15 protein-coding genes and 1 pseudogene are annotated in these 15,804 nt (G+C 63.5%); 8 read left to right on the forward strand and 8 right to left on the reverse strand.

The window, feature by feature from the left end; all coding sequences use genetic code 11:
- Positions 1-108: 108 nt before the first annotated feature.
- A complete protein-coding gene (fliI, locus tag E8A46_RS06905) occupies positions 109-1,434 on the reverse strand; it encodes a flagellar protein export ATPase FliI (protein WP_291559046.1) in 1,326 nt (441 codons plus the stop codon).
- Positions 1,435-1,802: 368 nt separating this feature from the next.
- On the opposite strand from fliI, the gene ctrA reads away from it, so the two are divergent.
- The 5 genes and pseudogenes from ctrA (at position 1,803) to E8A46_RS06930 (ending at position 4,992) form a co-directional block, all read left to right on the forward strand.
- Positions 1,803-2,504 carry a response regulator transcription factor CtrA gene (gene ctrA / locus E8A46_RS06910; protein WP_007600544.1) on the forward strand — a complete coding sequence of 234 codons (702 nt, stop codon included), beginning with the start codon at positions 1,803-1,805 and terminating at the stop codon, positions 2,502-2,504.
- Positions 2,505-2,657: 153 nt separating this feature from the next.
- Positions 2,658-3,064: pseudogene (locus tag E8A46_RS06915) on the forward strand (DUF350 domain-containing protein).
- 2 nt (positions 3,065-3,066) lie between these two features.
- Positions 3,067-3,483: a hypothetical protein gene (locus E8A46_RS06920; protein ID WP_291559048.1), complete on the forward strand. Its 417-nt coding sequence runs from the start codon at positions 3,067-3,069 to the stop codon at positions 3,481-3,483.
- A 117-nt stretch (positions 3,484-3,600) separates the two neighbouring features.
- Positions 3,601-3,828 carry a hypothetical protein gene (locus tag E8A46_RS06925; protein WP_291559049.1) on the forward strand — a complete coding sequence of 76 codons (228 nt, stop codon included), beginning with the start codon at positions 3,601-3,603 and terminating at the stop codon, positions 3,826-3,828.
- Between the two features lie 6 nt (positions 3,829-3,834).
- The gene (locus E8A46_RS06930; RefSeq protein WP_291559050.1) at positions 3,835-4,992 is read left to right on the forward strand and encodes a glutathionylspermidine synthase family protein; all 1,158 of its coding nucleotides are present in this window, start codon (positions 3,835-3,837) and stop codon (positions 4,990-4,992) included.
- 47 nt (positions 4,993-5,039) lie between these two features.
- Here E8A46_RS06930 and E8A46_RS06935 read toward each other — a convergent pair whose 3' ends face one another.
- From E8A46_RS06935 to chpT, 6 genes are all read right to left on the reverse strand, one after another.
- Positions 5,040-5,924 carry a protein-glutamate O-methyltransferase CheR gene (locus E8A46_RS06935; protein WP_291559051.1) on the reverse strand — a complete coding sequence of 295 codons (885 nt, stop codon included), beginning with the start codon at positions 5,922-5,924 and terminating at the stop codon, positions 5,040-5,042.
- Positions 5,921-7,081 carry a chemotaxis response regulator protein-glutamate methylesterase gene (locus tag E8A46_RS06940; RefSeq protein ID WP_291559052.1) on the reverse strand — a complete coding sequence of 387 codons (1,161 nt, stop codon included), beginning with the start codon at positions 7,079-7,081 and terminating at the stop codon, positions 5,921-5,923. The genes E8A46_RS06935 and E8A46_RS06940 overlap by 4 nt, the downstream gene beginning before the upstream one ends.
- Before the next feature lie 78 nt (positions 7,082-7,159).
- Positions 7,160-7,525, reverse strand: coding sequence for a response regulator (locus E8A46_RS06945; protein ID WP_291559053.1), 366 nt, complete (start codon positions 7,523-7,525; stop codon positions 7,160-7,162).
- Between the two features lie 74 nt (positions 7,526-7,599).
- Positions 7,600-8,070, reverse strand: coding sequence for a chemotaxis protein CheW (locus E8A46_RS06950; protein WP_291559054.1), 471 nt, complete (start codon positions 8,068-8,070; stop codon positions 7,600-7,602).
- A gap of 55 nt (positions 8,071-8,125) precedes the next feature.
- Positions 8,126-10,864 (reverse strand): hybrid sensor histidine kinase/response regulator, encoded by a 2,739-nt coding sequence (locus E8A46_RS06955; RefSeq protein WP_291559055.1) that lies wholly within the window; start codon positions 10,862-10,864, stop codon positions 8,126-8,128.
- 250 nt (positions 10,865-11,114) lie between these two features.
- On the reverse strand, positions 11,115-11,762 hold the full coding sequence (chpT, locus tag E8A46_RS06960; protein ID WP_291559056.1) for a histidine phosphotransferase ChpT: 648 nt from the start codon (positions 11,760-11,762) through the stop codon (positions 11,115-11,117).
- A 167-nt stretch (positions 11,763-11,929) separates the two neighbouring features.
- On the opposite strand from chpT, the gene cysQ reads away from it, so the two are divergent.
- Positions 11,930-12,760, forward strand: a complete 831-nt coding sequence (gene cysQ, locus E8A46_RS06965; protein ID WP_291559057.1) for a 3'(2'),5'-bisphosphate nucleotidase CysQ — start codon at positions 11,930-11,932, stop codon at positions 12,758-12,760.
- Positions 12,761-12,772: 12 nt separating this feature from the next.
- Here cysQ and E8A46_RS06970 read toward each other — a convergent pair whose 3' ends face one another.
- Positions 12,773-13,312, reverse strand: coding sequence for a YHS domain-containing (seleno)protein (locus E8A46_RS06970; RefSeq protein WP_291559058.1), 540 nt, complete (start codon positions 13,310-13,312; stop codon positions 12,773-12,775).
- A gap of 111 nt (positions 13,313-13,423) precedes the next feature.
- On the opposite strand from E8A46_RS06970, the gene E8A46_RS06975 reads away from it, so the two are divergent.
- Positions 13,424-14,047, forward strand: coding sequence for a DUF1134 domain-containing protein (locus E8A46_RS06975; RefSeq protein ID WP_291559059.1), 624 nt, complete (start codon positions 13,424-13,426; stop codon positions 14,045-14,047).
- Between the two features lie 150 nt (positions 14,048-14,197).
- Entirely contained in the window at positions 14,198-15,466 is a 1,269-nt protein-coding gene (locus E8A46_RS06980; RefSeq protein WP_291559060.1) for a hypothetical protein, read from the forward strand.
- The last annotated feature ends 338 nt before the right edge of the window (positions 15,467-15,804 follow it).

Raw genomic sequence — 15,804 nt, forward strand, 5'->3', positions numbered from 1 at the left:
GACTCATACTCCCCAGAAGTCCCGATCTGGATACGGGACGGCGCCGGCTCCCCCCGGGGGCCCCGCCGGCATGACACCTTATGTAGCGCGGATGATGGCCTGACAAAGTTAGCGTTCCGTTTCCAAATTCCCCAGGATCTGCTCAAGCTGCCGATATCCCTCATTGAGGCCGGTCACCTCGTCCTTGGCCTGGCGCAAAAAGCCCTCCAGCGGCTCATGCAGCCGGATCGCCTCATCGACCTCCGCGCTCGAGCCTGCGCGATAGGCCCCGAGCCGAATCAATTCCTCCATGTCGGCATAGGTCGCCATCACCTGGCGCGCCCTGGTAATGACCGGCAGAAAGGCCGGATCGGCCGATTTCGGCATGGTGCGCGACACCGATTTGAGAATGTTGATCGCCGGAAAACGTCCGCGCTCGGCGATGGCCCGCTCCATCACCACATGGCCGTCCAGAATGCCGCGCACCGCGTCCGCGATCGGCTCATTGTGGTCGTCGCCGTCGACCAGCACGGTGAAAATGCCAGTGATGCTGCCAACACCGGTCCCGGGGCCGGCGCGCTCAAGCAGCTTCGGCAATTCGGTGAACACGGTCGGCGTGTAGCCCTTGGCGGTCGGCGGCTCGCCCGCCGACAGCCCGATCTCGCGCTGGGCCATGGCAAAGCGGGTCACCGAATCCATCAGACACAGCACGTCCTTATCTTCATCGCGAAAATACTCGGAGATCGCCAAAGTCAAATAAGCCGCCTGCCGCCGCATCAACGCGGGCTCGTCGGAGGTGGCCACCACCACGACCGACCGCGCCAATCCCTCTTCTCCGAGGTCGTCCTGCAGAAATTCCTGTACCTCGCGGCCACGTTCGCCGACCAGGCCGATCACCGTGATATCGGCGTCGACATTGCGCGCCAGCATCGACAACAGCACCGACTTGCCGACACCGGAGCCGGCGAAGATGCCGAGCCGCTGGCCGCGACAGCAGGTCAGAAACGTATTGAGCGCCCGCACCCCGAGGTCGAGCGGCGCACCGACCCGCATGCGCGAATGCGCCGGCGGCGGCGAGTTACGATAGGGCATCGGTGAGGTGCCCTGGGGCAACGGGCCCTTGCCGTCGATCGGTTCGCCCATCGCGTTGAGAACGCGGCCAAGCCACAACAAGGAAGGCCGAACCTGACTTGCGGCGTTGGCGATCACGGCGCGACAACCGCGCCTGACGCCCTCAAGACCCGCGAACGGCATCACCACGGCATTATTGCCGGTGAATCCGATCACTTCGGAAGGGATGTAGCGATTGCCGCCGGTTTCGATCACGATGCGGGCACCCACCGACATCGCGTGAATCGGCCCGGCGATCTCGACCATCAGGCCGCGGACGCCGACCACGCGGCCATACATATTGACGCCATCGATGTCGCCGATCTGTTCGGCGAGCGCCTTCATTGCGAAAACCTTAAGTTTTGGCGCATTTCGGGCCCGCCCTTAACTTGGTGTTTACCCGCATCGTTAATCATTGCGTCACTGTCTTTGGTAACTGAGGGTGCTCGACCCCATCAGAAGGAAGGTCGAGTCGCAAGAGTCGGTTAGGCCCGTCTCTTAATGTAGAGCTTGAGCGGAAACGGATACAAAAAACTGCTTTGTCGCAATATCTTAGGGCGATTCGTAAAAAATTGCACGGATAGAGCTTGCGAACATGAATCAGATTTTGTTAACCATATCCAGTCAGGATCCGAATCAGTTGTTCAAAGGCGTTTTGAGTGCCGCAAGTGCGGCCGACCTGACGCCCGGAGCGGCGACGATAGGGGACTGGCATGCGCGTTCTGCTGATAGAAGATGACAGCGCCGTCGCGCAGTCGATCGAACTGATGCTCAAATCCGAGAGTTTCAACGTCTATACGACGGATCTCGGTGAAGAAGGCGTCGATCTCGGAAAACTGTACGACTACGACATCATCCTGCTCGACCTCAACCTGCCCGACATGTCCGGCTACGACGTGCTCAAGCAGCTTCGGGTCTCGAAAATCAAAACACCGATTCTGATCCTCTCCGGCCTCGCCGGCATCGAGGACAAGGTCAAGGGTCTCGGCGTCGGCGCCGACGACTACATGACCAAGCCCTTCCACAAGGACGAACTGGTTGCCCGCATCCATGCGATCGTGCGCCGCTCCAAGGGCCACGCCCAGTCGGTGATCCAGACCGGCGATCTCGTGGTCAATCTCGACACCAAGACGGTCGAGGTCGGTGGCCAGCGCGTGCATCTGACCGGCAAGGAATACCAGATGCTGGAGCTGCTCTCGCTCCGCAAGGGCACCACGCTCACCAAGGAAATGTTCCTCAACCATCTCTATGGCGGCATGGACGAGCCTGAACTGAAGATTATCGACGTCTTCATCTGCAAGCTGCGCAAGAAGCTCGCCAACGCCTCCGAAGGCCGCAACTTCATCGAGACCGTGTGGGGCCGCGGCTACGTGCTGCGCGAGCCGCACGAAGTCGAAGAGCGCATTCCCGCCTGATCATGGGTTAGTACGAGCCTGTACGGCTCACTCCTCCCAGACTGGACCCCGCCGCAAATGGCGGGGTTTTTGTTTGTGGATTGAACCGGCGGCTGGCGTGCGTCGACGGAAGGATCGTGCAACCCTGTTGCCAAATGACTCGGGGGGCCCTCGATGATCCTTCAATCCCTGGCCGGATTGCCGGCGTTCCTGGCCTATTTTGCACGGCCATTGTCGTCGTCGTCGTCATCTATCTCTTCGTCTACACCCGCGTCACGCCGCACGACGAGTTCAAGCTGATCCGCGACAACGATCCGGCGGCCGCGATCGCGCTTGGCCTCAGCCTGCTCGGCTTCGTGCTGCCGGTGGTCAGCGCCATCGCCCACTCCGCCAATATCGTGGATTGCCTGATCTGGAGCCTGATCGCGCTGATCGTTCAGATCGTGGTGTATTATGTCGTCAAGATACCGGTGCCGAACCTGTCGGCGAAGATTGCGGCGGGAGAACTCGCCGCCGCGATCTGGCTTGGACTCGCTTCGCTCGCCGCCGGAGCACTTAACGCCGCCTCGATGATCTACTGATCATGGAAAACCAGTCCGCCCCGGAGTTTGGCAAGCGCAGGCCGGTGAAGGCCCCGACGGCAGCGCCGCCGGTCAAGCGCTCCAGGCATGTGGCCCTGCTCCTGATGGGCACGCTGGCGGTCGGCGGCAGCGCTTATGCGCTGATGCCGGGCGAGAACTGCGAACCGAAGGGAGCGGGAATGGCAGCGCCGTCATTGCCGCAAACCGGCGCCGGCTGCGCGCCGCGAGGGTCTTCCTCCAGCGCGGGCCATGGCGGCTCAGGCGGATCGTGGTCGCGGAGCAATTTCTTCGGTGGCGATGCCTCGTCAAACCGTTCGTCGTCCGGCACATCCGCCGAGTCCGGTTCGGGCGAAGCGACGCGCGGCGGATTCGGTTCCTTTGCGCGGGGGTTCGCGGCGCATTTTTCCGGCGGCGGCTGAGGGCGAGCTTGCGCCTCACGCGGCGCTGGAGGATCTGCCTTTTGCTTGCCCCGCGTCGGCCCCCATGCCTAAATGACGCGCGACAATCCAGCATGCAATCTGCCCCGAGGCTGCACCATGAAACGCTCGCGCCGCGTCGTCTTGACCCTGATGGGCGGTGGGGCCATCGGCGCTGTATCGATGGGATTTGTGGCGCGACGCGACTGCGCTCCCGGGTCACTTCGCGAAGTGACGCGCGGCCTGGACGGGCGTCCCGTCGTGACGTGCCAGGGCGTGGCCTATGGCGGCTTCGGCTACGGGCTGCACCGATTCCACGGGCACGGCCATGCGCATGGCGGCGGTTAGCCGCCGGTGCAGCGCCTCGTCTGCCAGGAACGCGACGACTGGCGGGCGACCGCCGAGGCGACCGGGTTTGATTTTCACACCATTGACGGCGCGCGCTACTGGGACGAACGCGCCTGTTACGCTTTCACGCTCGATGAAATCGAACATCGGATCGAGGCGCCAACGGGTGAGATCGACGCGATGTGCCTCGAACTCGTCGGCCGCGCGATCGACGACGAGAAATGCCTGCGCCGGTTGAGGCTGCCGGAAACATTCTGGCCGCTGATCCGCGATAGCTGGCGCCGCAACGAGGGCAGCCTCTACGGCCGGCTCGATCTCAGCTTCGACGGGCGCAGCCCTGCGAAACTGCTGGAGTATAACGCGGATACGCCGACATCGATCTTCGAGGCGGCGGTCTTTCAATGGACCTGGCTCGAGCAGGCGATCGAGCGGCATATCCTTCCCGCCGATGCCGACCAGTTCAACTCGCTCCATGAGCACCTGATCGAGGCGTGGAAGAAGCTCGGCAACGGACGCCGCCTTCACCTCGCGGGAACGCTCGACAATGCCGAGGATGCCGGCACCCTGGCCTATCTCGAGGACACGGCGAGACAGGCCGGCCTGGAGACCACGTTGCTCGATATCGAGGCCATCGGATGGCTCGACAAGGACGGCTTCGTCGATCTCGACAATCGCGGGATCGAGCTGGCGTTCAAGCTCTATCCCTGGGAGTGGATGTTTCACGACGCGTTCGGCGAAAAGCTCGCAACGGCGCCGACGCGTTGGATCGAACCGCCGTGGAAGGCCATCCTTTCCAACAAGGGCATGCTTGCACTGCTGTGGGAGATGTTTCCCGGCCATCCCAATTTGCTGCCCGCCTTTTTCGAGGATGAGCCGAATGCCGCTAGCCTCGGTGCGTCCTTCGTGCGCAAGCCGCTGTATTCCCGGGAGGGCGCCAACGTCGCGCTGGTCCGCGAAGGCGTTACGGTCGCGGAGCAACAGGGGCCTTACGGCGCTGAGGGGTTCGTTCGCCAGGCCCTGGCGCCATTGCCGGGTTTTTCGAAGCAATATCCGGTGCTCGGCAGCTGGCTGATCGATCATACGCCGTGCGGACTATCGATCCGCGAGGACGAGAACCCGATCACCAGCAACACGTCGCGATTCCTGCCGCACGCGATCCTGTGAGCGGGGCCCTGCGGTCTGATCCGGTCTTGCTAAAATCAGCGGGTCGCTTACCGCGACGCCGATGCAACCGCCTTCATGAGCTGCGGCATGCCAGCCGCGACGCCTGGCTTCGCCGCGCGCGTGGCGTTCGGGCGATAGAGCCCGCGCCGCTCCGGATGGGGCTTGAAGGCATCGGAGATGCCGACCACGGATTCGGCCGCGCCCAGCACCAGGAAGCCATCGGGCTCGACCACCCGTGCAAGGCGCTCGAAGATGCCGACTTTGGTGTCCTGGTCGAAATAGATCAGGACGTTCCGGCAAAAAATTACGTCGAACGTTCCAAGATGCCCAAAGTCCTGCAGCAGGTTCAGCTGGCGATGCTGCACCATGGAGCGAATATCCGCATTGAGCTGCCACAGCTCTCCGACCTGCGTGAAATACTTGACGAGCAACTGAATGGGCAGCCCGCGCTGGACCTCGAACTGACTGAACAGGCCGGCCTTGGATTTTTCCAGGACGCCCTGCGACAGATCGGTTGCCAGGATTTCAATCCGCCACCCCGCCAGCGTCGCGCCGAGTTCCTTCAGGCACATCGCAATCGAATAAGGCTCCTGCCCGGTCGAAGAAGCCGCGCACCAGATGCGCAAGGCGCGGCGGCTCGCGCGCGCCTGCAGCAGCGCCGGAAGCATCGTCTCACGCAGATGATCGAACGGAACCTTGTCGCGGAAGAAAAAGGTCTCGTTGGTGGTCATCGCCTCGACCACGTCCGCTGTCAGCGCGTCCGCTGATCCAGCCTTCATCTTCTGGACGAGTTCGGTGATTCCGGGCAGGCCGACCCTTCGCGCCAGCGGAATCAATCGGCTCTCGACCAAATATTGTTTGTCGGGAGACAGATCCAGCCCGGAACGCTCTTTCAGGAGCTTACGCAAGAACTCATAATCCAACGGCGTCACGAGCGATCTCCCGCAAATAGTCGAACCAGTTTTGGCGCGATCTGGCCGAGCGGCAGAATGGCGGCGCAAATGCCGGCATTCGCGGCCGCGCCCGGCATTCCCCAGACCACGCTGGAAGCTTCGTCCTGGGCGATCACGCTTCCGCCGGCGGCGACAATTTCCTTGCCGCCGCGCATCCCGTCCGAGCCCATGCCCGTCAGCACGACAGCCAGAATCGCGCCCTGCCAGACATCGATCGCAGAAGCGAACAAGGGGTCGACGGCAGGCTTGCAGAAATTGATCGGCGGTCCGTCGTCAAGGACGATCGCGACCTCTGCGCCATGGCGCGCGACGCGCATATGGCGGCCGCCCGGCGCGAGATAGATCTGGCCCGCCTTGACAATCTCGCCATCGACGGCTTCACGCGCCGGCCGGTGGCTTGCACGCGCCAGATGCTCGGCGAGAATCGTCGTGAAAGTGGGCGGCATGTGTTGCGTGATGAGCACGGGAAACCGGTCGATCACCGCACCGATCTCGCCGACCAGCGCCACGAGCGCCTGCGGGCCGCCTGTCGACGAGCCGATCAGAAGCACGCGTGGCGCTTGCGCGCTGAATGCGCGGCGCAGCAACGGCGGGTGCGCGACCGGCGCGCGGGTCGCCGGCTCGCGCGCACGATCGGAGGCTGGCGCCAGCGACGAGGCCGGAGAAGCCGGGGCGACACGGCGAACCTTGGCGCCGAGCGAGCGGATTTTCTGGATCAGGTCGTGGTGGAAGATTTCGGCGGCCGAAGCTTCGCGGGTGCTTTCCGGCTTTGGAATGTAGTCCGAAGCCCCGAGCGAGAGCGCCTTGAAGCTGATCTCCGCGTTGCGCCGGGTCAGGGTCGACGCCATGATGATGATCAGGTTGCGTTTCTTCGCCAGCAGCAGCGGCAGCGCCGAGATGCCGTCGAGTTCCGGCATTTCGATATCGAGCACGGCGACATCGGGATTGACGCGTTCGATCTGGTTGACGGCGTCAAGGCCGGTACGCAGCGATGCGGCGACGACCATGTCGGGTTCGGAGGCGATCCAGCGGGAGATCAGACCTCTGATGACGACGGAATCATCGACCACCATTACCCGCAGTGGTTCTTGCTGCGTCGAATTCAGGATCGGCGAACTTGTCAACGCAACACTCATTACTCACCAGCTGGTCGCAACGGCACCATTTAACGAAATTGCCGAGGGCTAACGACCCGCCGGATACAGTCTTTCAAATCAGATCAGCCCGACTTCCTGGAACTTGGCGGTGACGATATCCTTGTCGAACGGCTTCATGATGTATTCGTTGGCGCCGGCGTGAAGCGCGCGCGCGATATGCGCGACATCGTTTTCGGTGGTGCAGAACACTACCTTGGGCTGGTCGCCGCCGGGCATGCGGCGGAGATTGCCGAGGAATTCATATCCGTCCATTACGGGCATGTTCCAGTCGAGCAGGACCGCCTCGGGCATTCCGCGCTTGCAGACCTCAAGTGCCTTCTCGCCGTCTTCGGCTTCGACGATCTGGAAATCCAGGCCTTCCAGGATGCGCCTTGCGACTTTTCGAATGACGCTTGAGTCATCCACGACCAGACATGTTTTCATTTTAGCCTCTGTTCTCAGATACCCCGAAGGGAAATTTCCGTTACGCCTGTGCTATGCCACGAGCGACCGTGGCCTTATGCCGCCAACATGTCTGGCGTCATTTCGAGAACGCGATCGACGTCGAGGACGACCATGAGCTGTCCGTCGAGGCGATGCACACCGCCGGCGAGCTTGGCCATGCGGGGATCGAGGTTGACCGGGTTTTCCTCCCGGCCGTCGTCGGGGAGCCGCAGCACCTCGCCGATCTGATCGATCAGGAGGCCGTACGATTCGCCGCGCAGGTCCACGCCGACCGCCATCGCCGGCTTGCCGTCGTCGTTCTTGGGCAGGCCGAGACGGGCACGCATGTCGACCACGGTGACGATGCGTCCGCGCAGATTGAGTACGCCGGCGATCTGGCTCGATGACAACGGCACCCGGGTCAAACGCTGTGGCATGAATACGTCCTGGACCCGCGAGATCGGCAAGCCGAAGAGCTGGCCCCCGATCAGGGCGGTGACGTATTCGGCGACGGCGCCTTCGATGGTTTCGGTCTTGCTGGTCATGCCTTGATCCTCGTGCCGTCTGGGCTGAACGTGTTGATGTCCGGCTGAACGTGCTTCATGCCGCCGCCCGTTCGGTCTCGGCGGTCTGCTCTTTCAGAGCCGCGATCAGGCCGGGGCGGTCGAACTTGGCGACGTAATCGTGGAAGCCGGCCTGCCGCCCGCGCTCGATCGCCGCCGGCGATACCAGCGATGACAACGCGATGATCGGCATTGTACTCAGATGCGCATCCGCCCGGATGGTTTCGGCGAATTCGAACCCGTTCATGTCGGGCATTTCGATGTCGGTCAGCACCACGTCGAACGGCTGGCCCGAACGCAACGCCACCAGGCCCTCCTGCGCACTGGGCGCAACCCGCACCTTGTAACCCGCCGCCTTCAACACCGGCGCCAGCATGTTGCGGAAGAACGCGGAGTCGTCGACCAGCAGCACCGATTGGGCGGTTTGCGAGGGGCGCATCTCCTTGCGGCTGAACCAGTCGGCGAACGCCATCGGCAGGAAGTGGCCGACGTCGATCACCTCGGTGGCCTGTCCCTTGATTACCGCGGAGCCGAGGATGCCGTCACTCGAGCCTGCGACCTCGATGTGTAGCCGTTCCTCGACGATGTCGATGATCTCGTCGACCACCAGACCCATCGAGCGGCCGTCGTCGGCGAACACCAGGATCGGTTGGGCGCCCGTAGTCTGGACGCTGACACCGTTCATCTGCACCAGCGGCATAAGCTGCTCGCGGTACTGCACCATATAGCGGCCGTTGGAGAGTTCGATCTTGTCGGCCGCGATTTCCTCAAGTCGGGTCACCAGGCCCAGCGGCACCGCCTTGGGCTGGACCGAGCCGGCGCGGAACACCAACAGCGAGGTCAGCTGTTCGGCCGCACTGGCCCGCATCGCCGCGTTCTCGTCGGCGATTTCGTGGGTGGCCGAACCAGAAGCGCCAAGCGCCTTGGCGATGCCGTTGGGATCGATGATCATGATGACCGCGCCATCGCCCAGAATGGTGTTGCCGGAGAACATGTCGATGTGACGCAACTTGGTCGACATCGGCTTGACCACGATTTCCTCGGTATGGAACACGCCGTCGACCACGATGCCGAAGGTCTGGCTGCCGACCTGGGTGACGACGATGAAGCCGTTTTCCGGGTCGGAGGAGGAGCCGTCGTCGATCTTGAGCAATTTCTTCAGGTGCATCAGCGGCAACAGCTTGTTGCGCAGCCGCAATACCGCGGTGTCCTTGATCCGCTCGATGCGGTGTTCGGAATTGGCCCGCGCCCGCACCAGTTCGACCACCGCAAGCTGCGGGATCGCGAAGCGGTCGCCGCCGGCTTCCACGATCAGCGCCGAGACGATGGCGAGCGTCAGCGGAATCTTGATGGTGACGGAGGAGCCCTCGCCGGCCACCGACTTGATGTCGATGGTGCCGCCGATCTGGTCGATATTGGTGCGCACCACGTCCATGCCGACGCCGCGGCCGGACACGCTGGTCACGGTGGCCGCGGTCGAGAAGCCCGGCGCGAAGATGAATTTGTGGATCTGCGCTTCCGTCATCTTCTCCAGTTCGGCCTCGCTCACCAAACCGTTGGCGACCGCCTTGGCCTTGATCCGCTCGGTATTGAGACCACGGCCATTGTCGGCAATGCAGATGATGATGTGACCGCCTTCATGATAGGCGGACAGGCGGATGGTGCCCTGCTCCGGCTTGCCGGCGGCGGCGCGCTCGGCCGGCGTCTCCAGCCCATGATCGGCCGAGTTGCGCACCATATGCGTCAAGGGATCCTTGATCAGGTCCAGCACCTGCCGATCGAGCTCGGTGTCGGCGCCGTGCATCTCCAGTTCGATCTGCTTGTGAAGTTCGCCGGAGAGGTCACGCACGATGCGCGGCAGCTTCTGCCAGGCGTTGCCGATCGGCTGCATCCGCGTCTTCATGACGCCTTCCTGCAGTTCGGCGGTGACGTTCGACAGCCGCTGCAGCGGCACCTTGAACTCGGTGTCCTCGTTGCGCCGCGAAATCTCCAGCAGCTGGTTGCGCGTCAGGACCAGCTCCGACACCATCGTCATCAGGTGTTCCAGCGTGTCGACGTTGACCCGGATCGACTGGTTGGCGACGCGATCGCCTTCGGCGGCGGCTTCGACTTCGACAGCCAGCTTTTTCGCGGCCGGCTTTGGCGCTTTCGGCGATGCTGCCCGCTGCTCTGGCGCAGGCGAGGCTTCAACCTTGGGCGCTGGCGGTGGGGCAATCTCGGGGACGCTCGGCGGGACGATCTCGGCCGCGGTCTCGCGGAATGCGCGCTCCAGCTCATCCAGCGACACTTCGCCGGGACGCAGCGCGCGCTCCAGGATCTGCGGGACCAGGTTGCCCTCCGCGATGGCGGGCTGGACGGCGGGCGCAGGCGCGGACGCAGCCGGTGCCGCCATGGCCTCCATGCCGCGCTCGACCAGTTGATGAAGCTGCACGATCAGATCCTGATCGTTGCCTTCCGGCTCGGCCTCGGTGGCCTCAAGCCCGCCGAGAATTTCCTTGATGCGGTCGATGCTGCCCAGGATCAGCGTCACCGCCTCCGCCGTGACCGGCATTCCGTCGCGGAATTTGCCCATCAGGGTCTCGCCGGCATGGGCCAGCGCTTCGAGGCGCGGCAAGCCAAGGAAACCGCAGGTTCCCTTGATGGTATGAACGAGGCGGAAGATGTTATCCAGGATCTTGGCGTTGTTCGGATCCTGCTCGAACCGCACCAGTTGGTTGTCAACGGTGTCCAGGCTTTCGCTGGTCTCCGTCAGAAACTCACGCAATAAATCATCCATGAAATCGGCCTTCCCCCTCGGGCGTGCGACGTCGACACGCCTTTCCGAGTTCGGTCAGCTTCCATGCAAAGCGTTTAATATTGGTTGAGCATTTGGAAAAGAACGGGTTCAACAAAGAGATAAGACGACATTGCTGGAACCGGGCGCGCGGTAAACCAATGGTTAACCATGTTTCGCCCTCGGAGCGCTTTTCCGGCAACGCGAAAACCCGGTTGGCCGCGGGAAATGCCCGTTTTCGACAGCCGCACCTTTAGGACGCGGTCACCACCACCGCATTGCCTTCGGGCGCCAGCGTCACGCTCAGTCCGCAAGATTGTGCCAGCAGCCGGGTGTAATAGGGCTGCACGGCATGAGCATCGACGATCGAGACATGACCCGAACTCAACAGATCGGCAATATTCTGCGGCATGCGGGCATTCAGCCCGTTCGCGGTGACACGAAAGCCGAACCCATCGCCTTCGCCGATCGGATCGACGGTGAGCACCCCGCCACGCGGGATCGTCTGCTGGGCGATCACCATCATGTTCAGCAGCAGCTTGACCCGGTTTTTCGGCAACAGCACGCGCGGCAGATTCCACGCGATCGTGGTCTTGCTGTCCTCGAGGTGACCGCGCGCCATGGCCTGCGCGTCGCCGAGATCGATCTGCGCACCCGCCGATCCGGCCGCCCCAAACGCCAGGCGGCAGAACTGCAAGCGGGCCGACGCGGTCTTGGCGCTCTTTCGAATCAGATCGAGGGCAAATTCGCGGTCTTCCGGCTTGGGATTGTCGTCGAGGACCTCAAGCCCATTGACGATGGCGCCCACCGGACTGATGAGATCGTGGCAAACCCGGGAACAAAGCAACGCCGCGAGCTCGAGGGCATCGGGGGCGGGACCGGGAGGCGGGGCACCAGACATAAGGCGTTCCTAAAAATCGATGACAAGCGCGGATCCGGCGAATCACGCATGCTCGCTGGCTTGATACACTGCGGAGACGCGTGCTGCCAACACAAGGCAGGCCGGACCGAGGTCAACCGGCGCGAAAACCCACCGGTACAGAGAGGCTTGGAATATGAGACCCGCCAATGAGTGAGGCATATTTGCCGGGGCCCGTGATCGAATGCGATGCCGCCGCCGCGCTCATGGAACCCCTGACCGAACTCGTCGCCCGGGCCGGAGCGGCCATTCTTGCCGTCAACCGCGCTGCCATGCGGATCGACGGCAAGCTCGATGGATCGCCGGTGACGGAAGCGGACCTCGCCGCCGACCGCATCATCGCCGATGGCCTTGCGCGGCTCATTCCAGCGGTCCCGGCATTGTCCGAGGAGCGCGTCGATCTGGCGAAACCGCCTTACCAGGGCAGCTTCTTCCTGATCGATCCGCTCGACGGTACCAAGGAGTTTGTCGCCGGGCGCGGCGAATTCACCGTCAATGTCGCGCTGGTGACCCATGGCACGCCCTTATTGGGCATCATTGGCGCCCCCGCGCTTGGATTGATATGGCGGGGCCTCGTGGGCCGCGGCGCGGAACGACTGGCGACAAGCGACGGGGCCCTCCAGGCCGTGCCTATACACACCCGCCCGTTCCCGGAAGCCGGCACCCCCTGGATCGTCGCGGTCAGCCGCTCGCATGGCGATGCCAGAACCGAAGCCTTTATTGACTCCAGACCCGGCGCGATCCGGCAGATGCTCGGTTCGGCGGTCAAATTCGCCCGGGTGGCCGAGGGCGCCGTCGATATTTATCCGCGGCTTGCCCCCACCCACGAATGGGATGTCGCGGCCGGACATGCGATCGTCAGCGCGGCCGGCGGCAGGATCACCGACGCGCAAGGGGCCGATTTGCAGTTCGGCAAAGGCGTGAAGGATTTCATCGTGCCGGCGTTCATCGCCTGGGGCGATCCCGCGGCGACGCGCTGAAACGCGACTTCTTCACTGCGCCAGATCGTGCTCGAGCGCCGGCCAGCGGGAATTCGCCTGCCTCAGCACCGACTCCGGGTGGGCGGCGAAGGCATCCCGGTGTTGCTCGCGCCCGAACAGATAAAGCCGTTGGCCCGAGATCAGCCAGAACCGGGGATTACCGGCGACCGTCACCCCCCGCGCCAGATCGACCGGGTCGTAGCCGCCGAACCGGGGACCGTAAATGTCGGGATGGGCGGCAAAGGAAGCGCGGTTGCCCTCGTTGCGAAAACGCCAGACGACGCCGGCCTGGGACGCCTCGAACTCCGGCAGACCGATCATCGGGCGGGCATCGACAAAATACGCCACGGGATCGTAACCCTCGATCGCGAGGCCCGTGAAACGGTTGGCCACGACGCGCTCGGTGGTCGCGGCCCGGGCCGCAAGCCCGCCGCCGGCCAGGTCACCCGGGCTGACCGACCAAAGCCCCGCCAGCACGGCGATCAAGGCTATTCGGGGGCGAACGCGGATTCCCGGCCATCTGCGGTTTCTTTCCTGCCGTTGTGCCGTCATAGTTGATGCCGATAACATTCGAGTCGGGGGACACTGGGCGCAGCCTACAGCCATGCTTGTCAGCGTCAGGTTAAGGCCGCGACCGGGATTTCAATACCCAGGGGTTCTTTCATGATTTTCGCCTCACGCCTTGCTGCGGTGACGCTTGCCGCGCTGATGTGCTGGTCCGTGCCCGCCTCCTCGCAGCAGGCGCCTCCGATTGAGCAGGCACCCCCGGCGCAATTGCCGCCGCCGCAACGCCAACCCAGCCCCAACGTTTACGGGCCGGACGAGTTGACCAGCGCCGGACACCGGTTTTTCGGCAATGTGTCGCGCGGCCTCGCCTCGGTGATCGAGCGCGCGGTCAGCCAATGGGGCCTGCCGAACGGCTATATCCTCGGCGAGGAAGGCTCCGGCGCCTTCGTTGCCGGATTGAGATATGGCGAGGGCACGCTTTACACCAAGAATGCCGGCGATTTGCGGGTCTACTGGCAGGGACCGTCGGTCGGCTTCGACTGGGGCGGCGACGGCGCGCGCACCATGACGCTGGTCTACAATCTTCCGGCGACCAGCGCGATCTACCAGCGCTTTGGCGGCATTGACGGCTCCGCCTATATCATCGGCGGCTTCGGGATGACCGCGCTGACCGCCAACAACATCGTGCTGGTGCCGATCCGCTCCGGTCTCGGCCTGCGGCTGGGCGCCAATATCGGCTACCTCAAATATACCCCGCACGCGACCTGGAATCCGTTCTGATCCGCTCTGAGGTCTGCCTGTTCCGCAAAGCGCGGAACCAGTAACCCACAGCTCTTTTTCCGGATTCACGTTAACGGCGCATGGGGCTGGCCTTTCTCCTGTGCCCCATGGCATTGTGAATAGACGAGTTTTTCGCGGGAGTACCCATCCATGGTCGAACCGATCATGTATCTGGCGATCGGTTTTCTGGTCTCGATGCTGCTCGGTCTGATGATCGTGCCGCTGGTGCATAACCGCGCGGTGCGCCTGACCACCCGGCGGATGGAGGCGGCGACGCCGCTGTCGATGGCGGAAATCCAGGCCGACAAGGACCAGTTGCGCGCGGAGTTCGCGATGTCGGCGCGGCGGCTGGAGATGAGCGTCGACCAGCTCAAGAACAAGACCACCAGCCAGCTCGCCGAACTCGGCAAGAAATCCGATGCGATCAATCGCATGAAGCTCGAGCTCGGCGAAAAGAACGCCACGATCTTTTCGCTGGAAGCCCGCGAGAAGGCGATGAAGCAACAGCTGCGCGCCACCGAAGAGGAATTCACCACCAAGACCGAAGCGCTGCGTCAGGCGGAGCAGGCATTGACCGACAAGCGGGACGCGCTCGCGAAACTCAACGCCGAACTGTCCGACCGTTCGATGATGGCGGAAAGCCGCAAGGTCGAGCTGGTGGCGGTGCATGCCCAGATCGACGCGCTGAAGGGCCGCGTCGGCGATGCCGAGAAGGAATTCTCCGCCACGCAAGCGCGGCTCGCGCAGCAGCGCGGCGAATCCGAGGCTGCGACCCGCGAGCTCACCGAAGCGCGCAACCGGGTCGAGAACCTGAGCCAGCGCGTCACCGATCTCGACCGCCAGCTGATCGTCCAGGTCAAGGAAGCCGAGTTGCTCGGCAACCGCGTCAACGACCTGGAAGCGCGGCTTTCGACCCAGGGAAAGCTGCTGGCCGAGCGCGACTATGAGAACACTCAGCTGCGCCAGGCCAAGGAAGCCGCCGAGCGCACGGTGAGGGAATTGCGCGACGAACTCACCCTCACCAACAGCGGCACGTGGCCGGCGCTGGAAAAGCTGAAGTCCGAAAAGGCCGCGGTCGAGGAACAACTTCGGCTGGCGCGCGACGAACGCGCCAAGCTGCAGCGCGACATCAACGCGATCCAGCAGCAGGCGGAAAGCTCGTGGGCGACCGAGCGCATGGAAAACGCGCTGCTGCGCGAGCGCATCAACGATATCGCCGCCGAAGTCGCCAAGCTGGCGATGCAGCTCGAAGGACCGAATTCGCCGATCGAGGCGATGCTGGCGGCCGAACCGGTGGTCCCGGCAAAACCATCCAACGGGGTTGCCAACGGCGCCGCGTCGGAAGGCGGCGGAACGCTGGCCGAGCGCATCCGCGCGCTGCAATCCCACGCCTCCCGCGCCCGCCAGCAGGGCGCGTGAGGCGCCGTCACGCGCGCGCCTGATAATTTCAATCGATCCGAATGTCATACAGCCCGTCATACCCCGCGCATGCGGGGTATCCAGTACGCCGCGGCCTTTCGGTTTTGTTACTGACGCCTCGGAGTACTGGATCGCCCGCTTTCGCGGGCGATGACGACCGAAAGCGTGGCGTCGTCGCAATCGCCAGACACAGCTTCGCGATCCCGCGGCGCGTTACGCCCGAGTTTTGCTGAGAACTTCCCGCCCTCTTCAGAGAGAGGGCGCAGGGAAAGCCGGGTGCCGATTGCACCCATGGGTCCCGTGCAAAAAAAGCACGGGGGTAGGACCACAGGTTCAAC

The organism is Bradyrhizobium sp., from assembly GCF_004799445.1.
Classification (GTDB): Bacteria; Pseudomonadota; Alphaproteobacteria; order Rhizobiales; family Xanthobacteraceae; genus Bradyrhizobium.

What these genes read in the sequence shown, in the direction of transcription:
- fliI (WP_291559046.1), bottom strand. Translation starts at nt 1,434, where the DNA reads ATGAAGGCGCTCGCCGAACAGATCGGCGACATCGATGGCGTCAATATG.
- ctrA (WP_007600544.1), top strand. Translation starts at nt 1,803, where the DNA reads ATGCGCGTTCTGCTGATAGAAGATGACAGCGCCGTCGCGCAGTCGATC.
- E8A46_RS06920 (WP_291559048.1), top strand. Translation starts at nt 3,067, where the DNA reads ATGGAAAACCAGTCCGCCCCGGAGTTTGGCAAGCGCAGGCCGGTGAAG.
- E8A46_RS06925 (WP_291559049.1), top strand. Translation starts at nt 3,601, where the DNA reads ATGAAACGCTCGCGCCGCGTCGTCTTGACCCTGATGGGCGGTGGGGCC.
- E8A46_RS06940 (WP_291559052.1), bottom strand. Translation starts at nt 7,081, where the DNA reads ATGAGTGTTGCGTTGACAAGTTCGCCGATCCTGAATTCGACGCAGCAA.
- E8A46_RS06945 (WP_291559053.1), bottom strand. Translation starts at nt 7,525, where the DNA reads ATGAAAACATGTCTGGTCGTGGATGACTCAAGCGTCATTCGAAAAGTC.
- E8A46_RS06950 (WP_291559054.1), bottom strand. Translation starts at nt 8,070, where the DNA reads ATGACCAGCAAGACCGAAACCATCGAAGGCGCCGTCGCCGAATACGTC.
- E8A46_RS06955 (WP_291559055.1), bottom strand. Translation starts at nt 10,864, where the DNA reads ATGGATGATTTATTGCGTGAGTTTCTGACGGAGACCAGCGAAAGCCTG.
- chpT (WP_291559056.1), bottom strand. Translation starts at nt 11,762, where the DNA reads ATGTCTGGTGCCCCGCCTCCCGGTCCCGCCCCCGATGCCCTCGAGCTC.
- cysQ (WP_291559057.1), top strand. Translation starts at nt 11,930, where the DNA reads ATGAGTGAGGCATATTTGCCGGGGCCCGTGATCGAATGCGATGCCGCC.
- E8A46_RS06970 (WP_291559058.1), bottom strand. Translation starts at nt 13,312, where the DNA reads ATGACGGCACAACGGCAGGAAAGAAACCGCAGATGGCCGGGAATCCGC.
- E8A46_RS06975 (WP_291559059.1), top strand. Translation starts at nt 13,424, where the DNA reads ATGATTTTCGCCTCACGCCTTGCTGCGGTGACGCTTGCCGCGCTGATG.
- E8A46_RS06980 (WP_291559060.1), top strand. Translation starts at nt 14,198, where the DNA reads ATGGTCGAACCGATCATGTATCTGGCGATCGGTTTTCTGGTCTCGATG.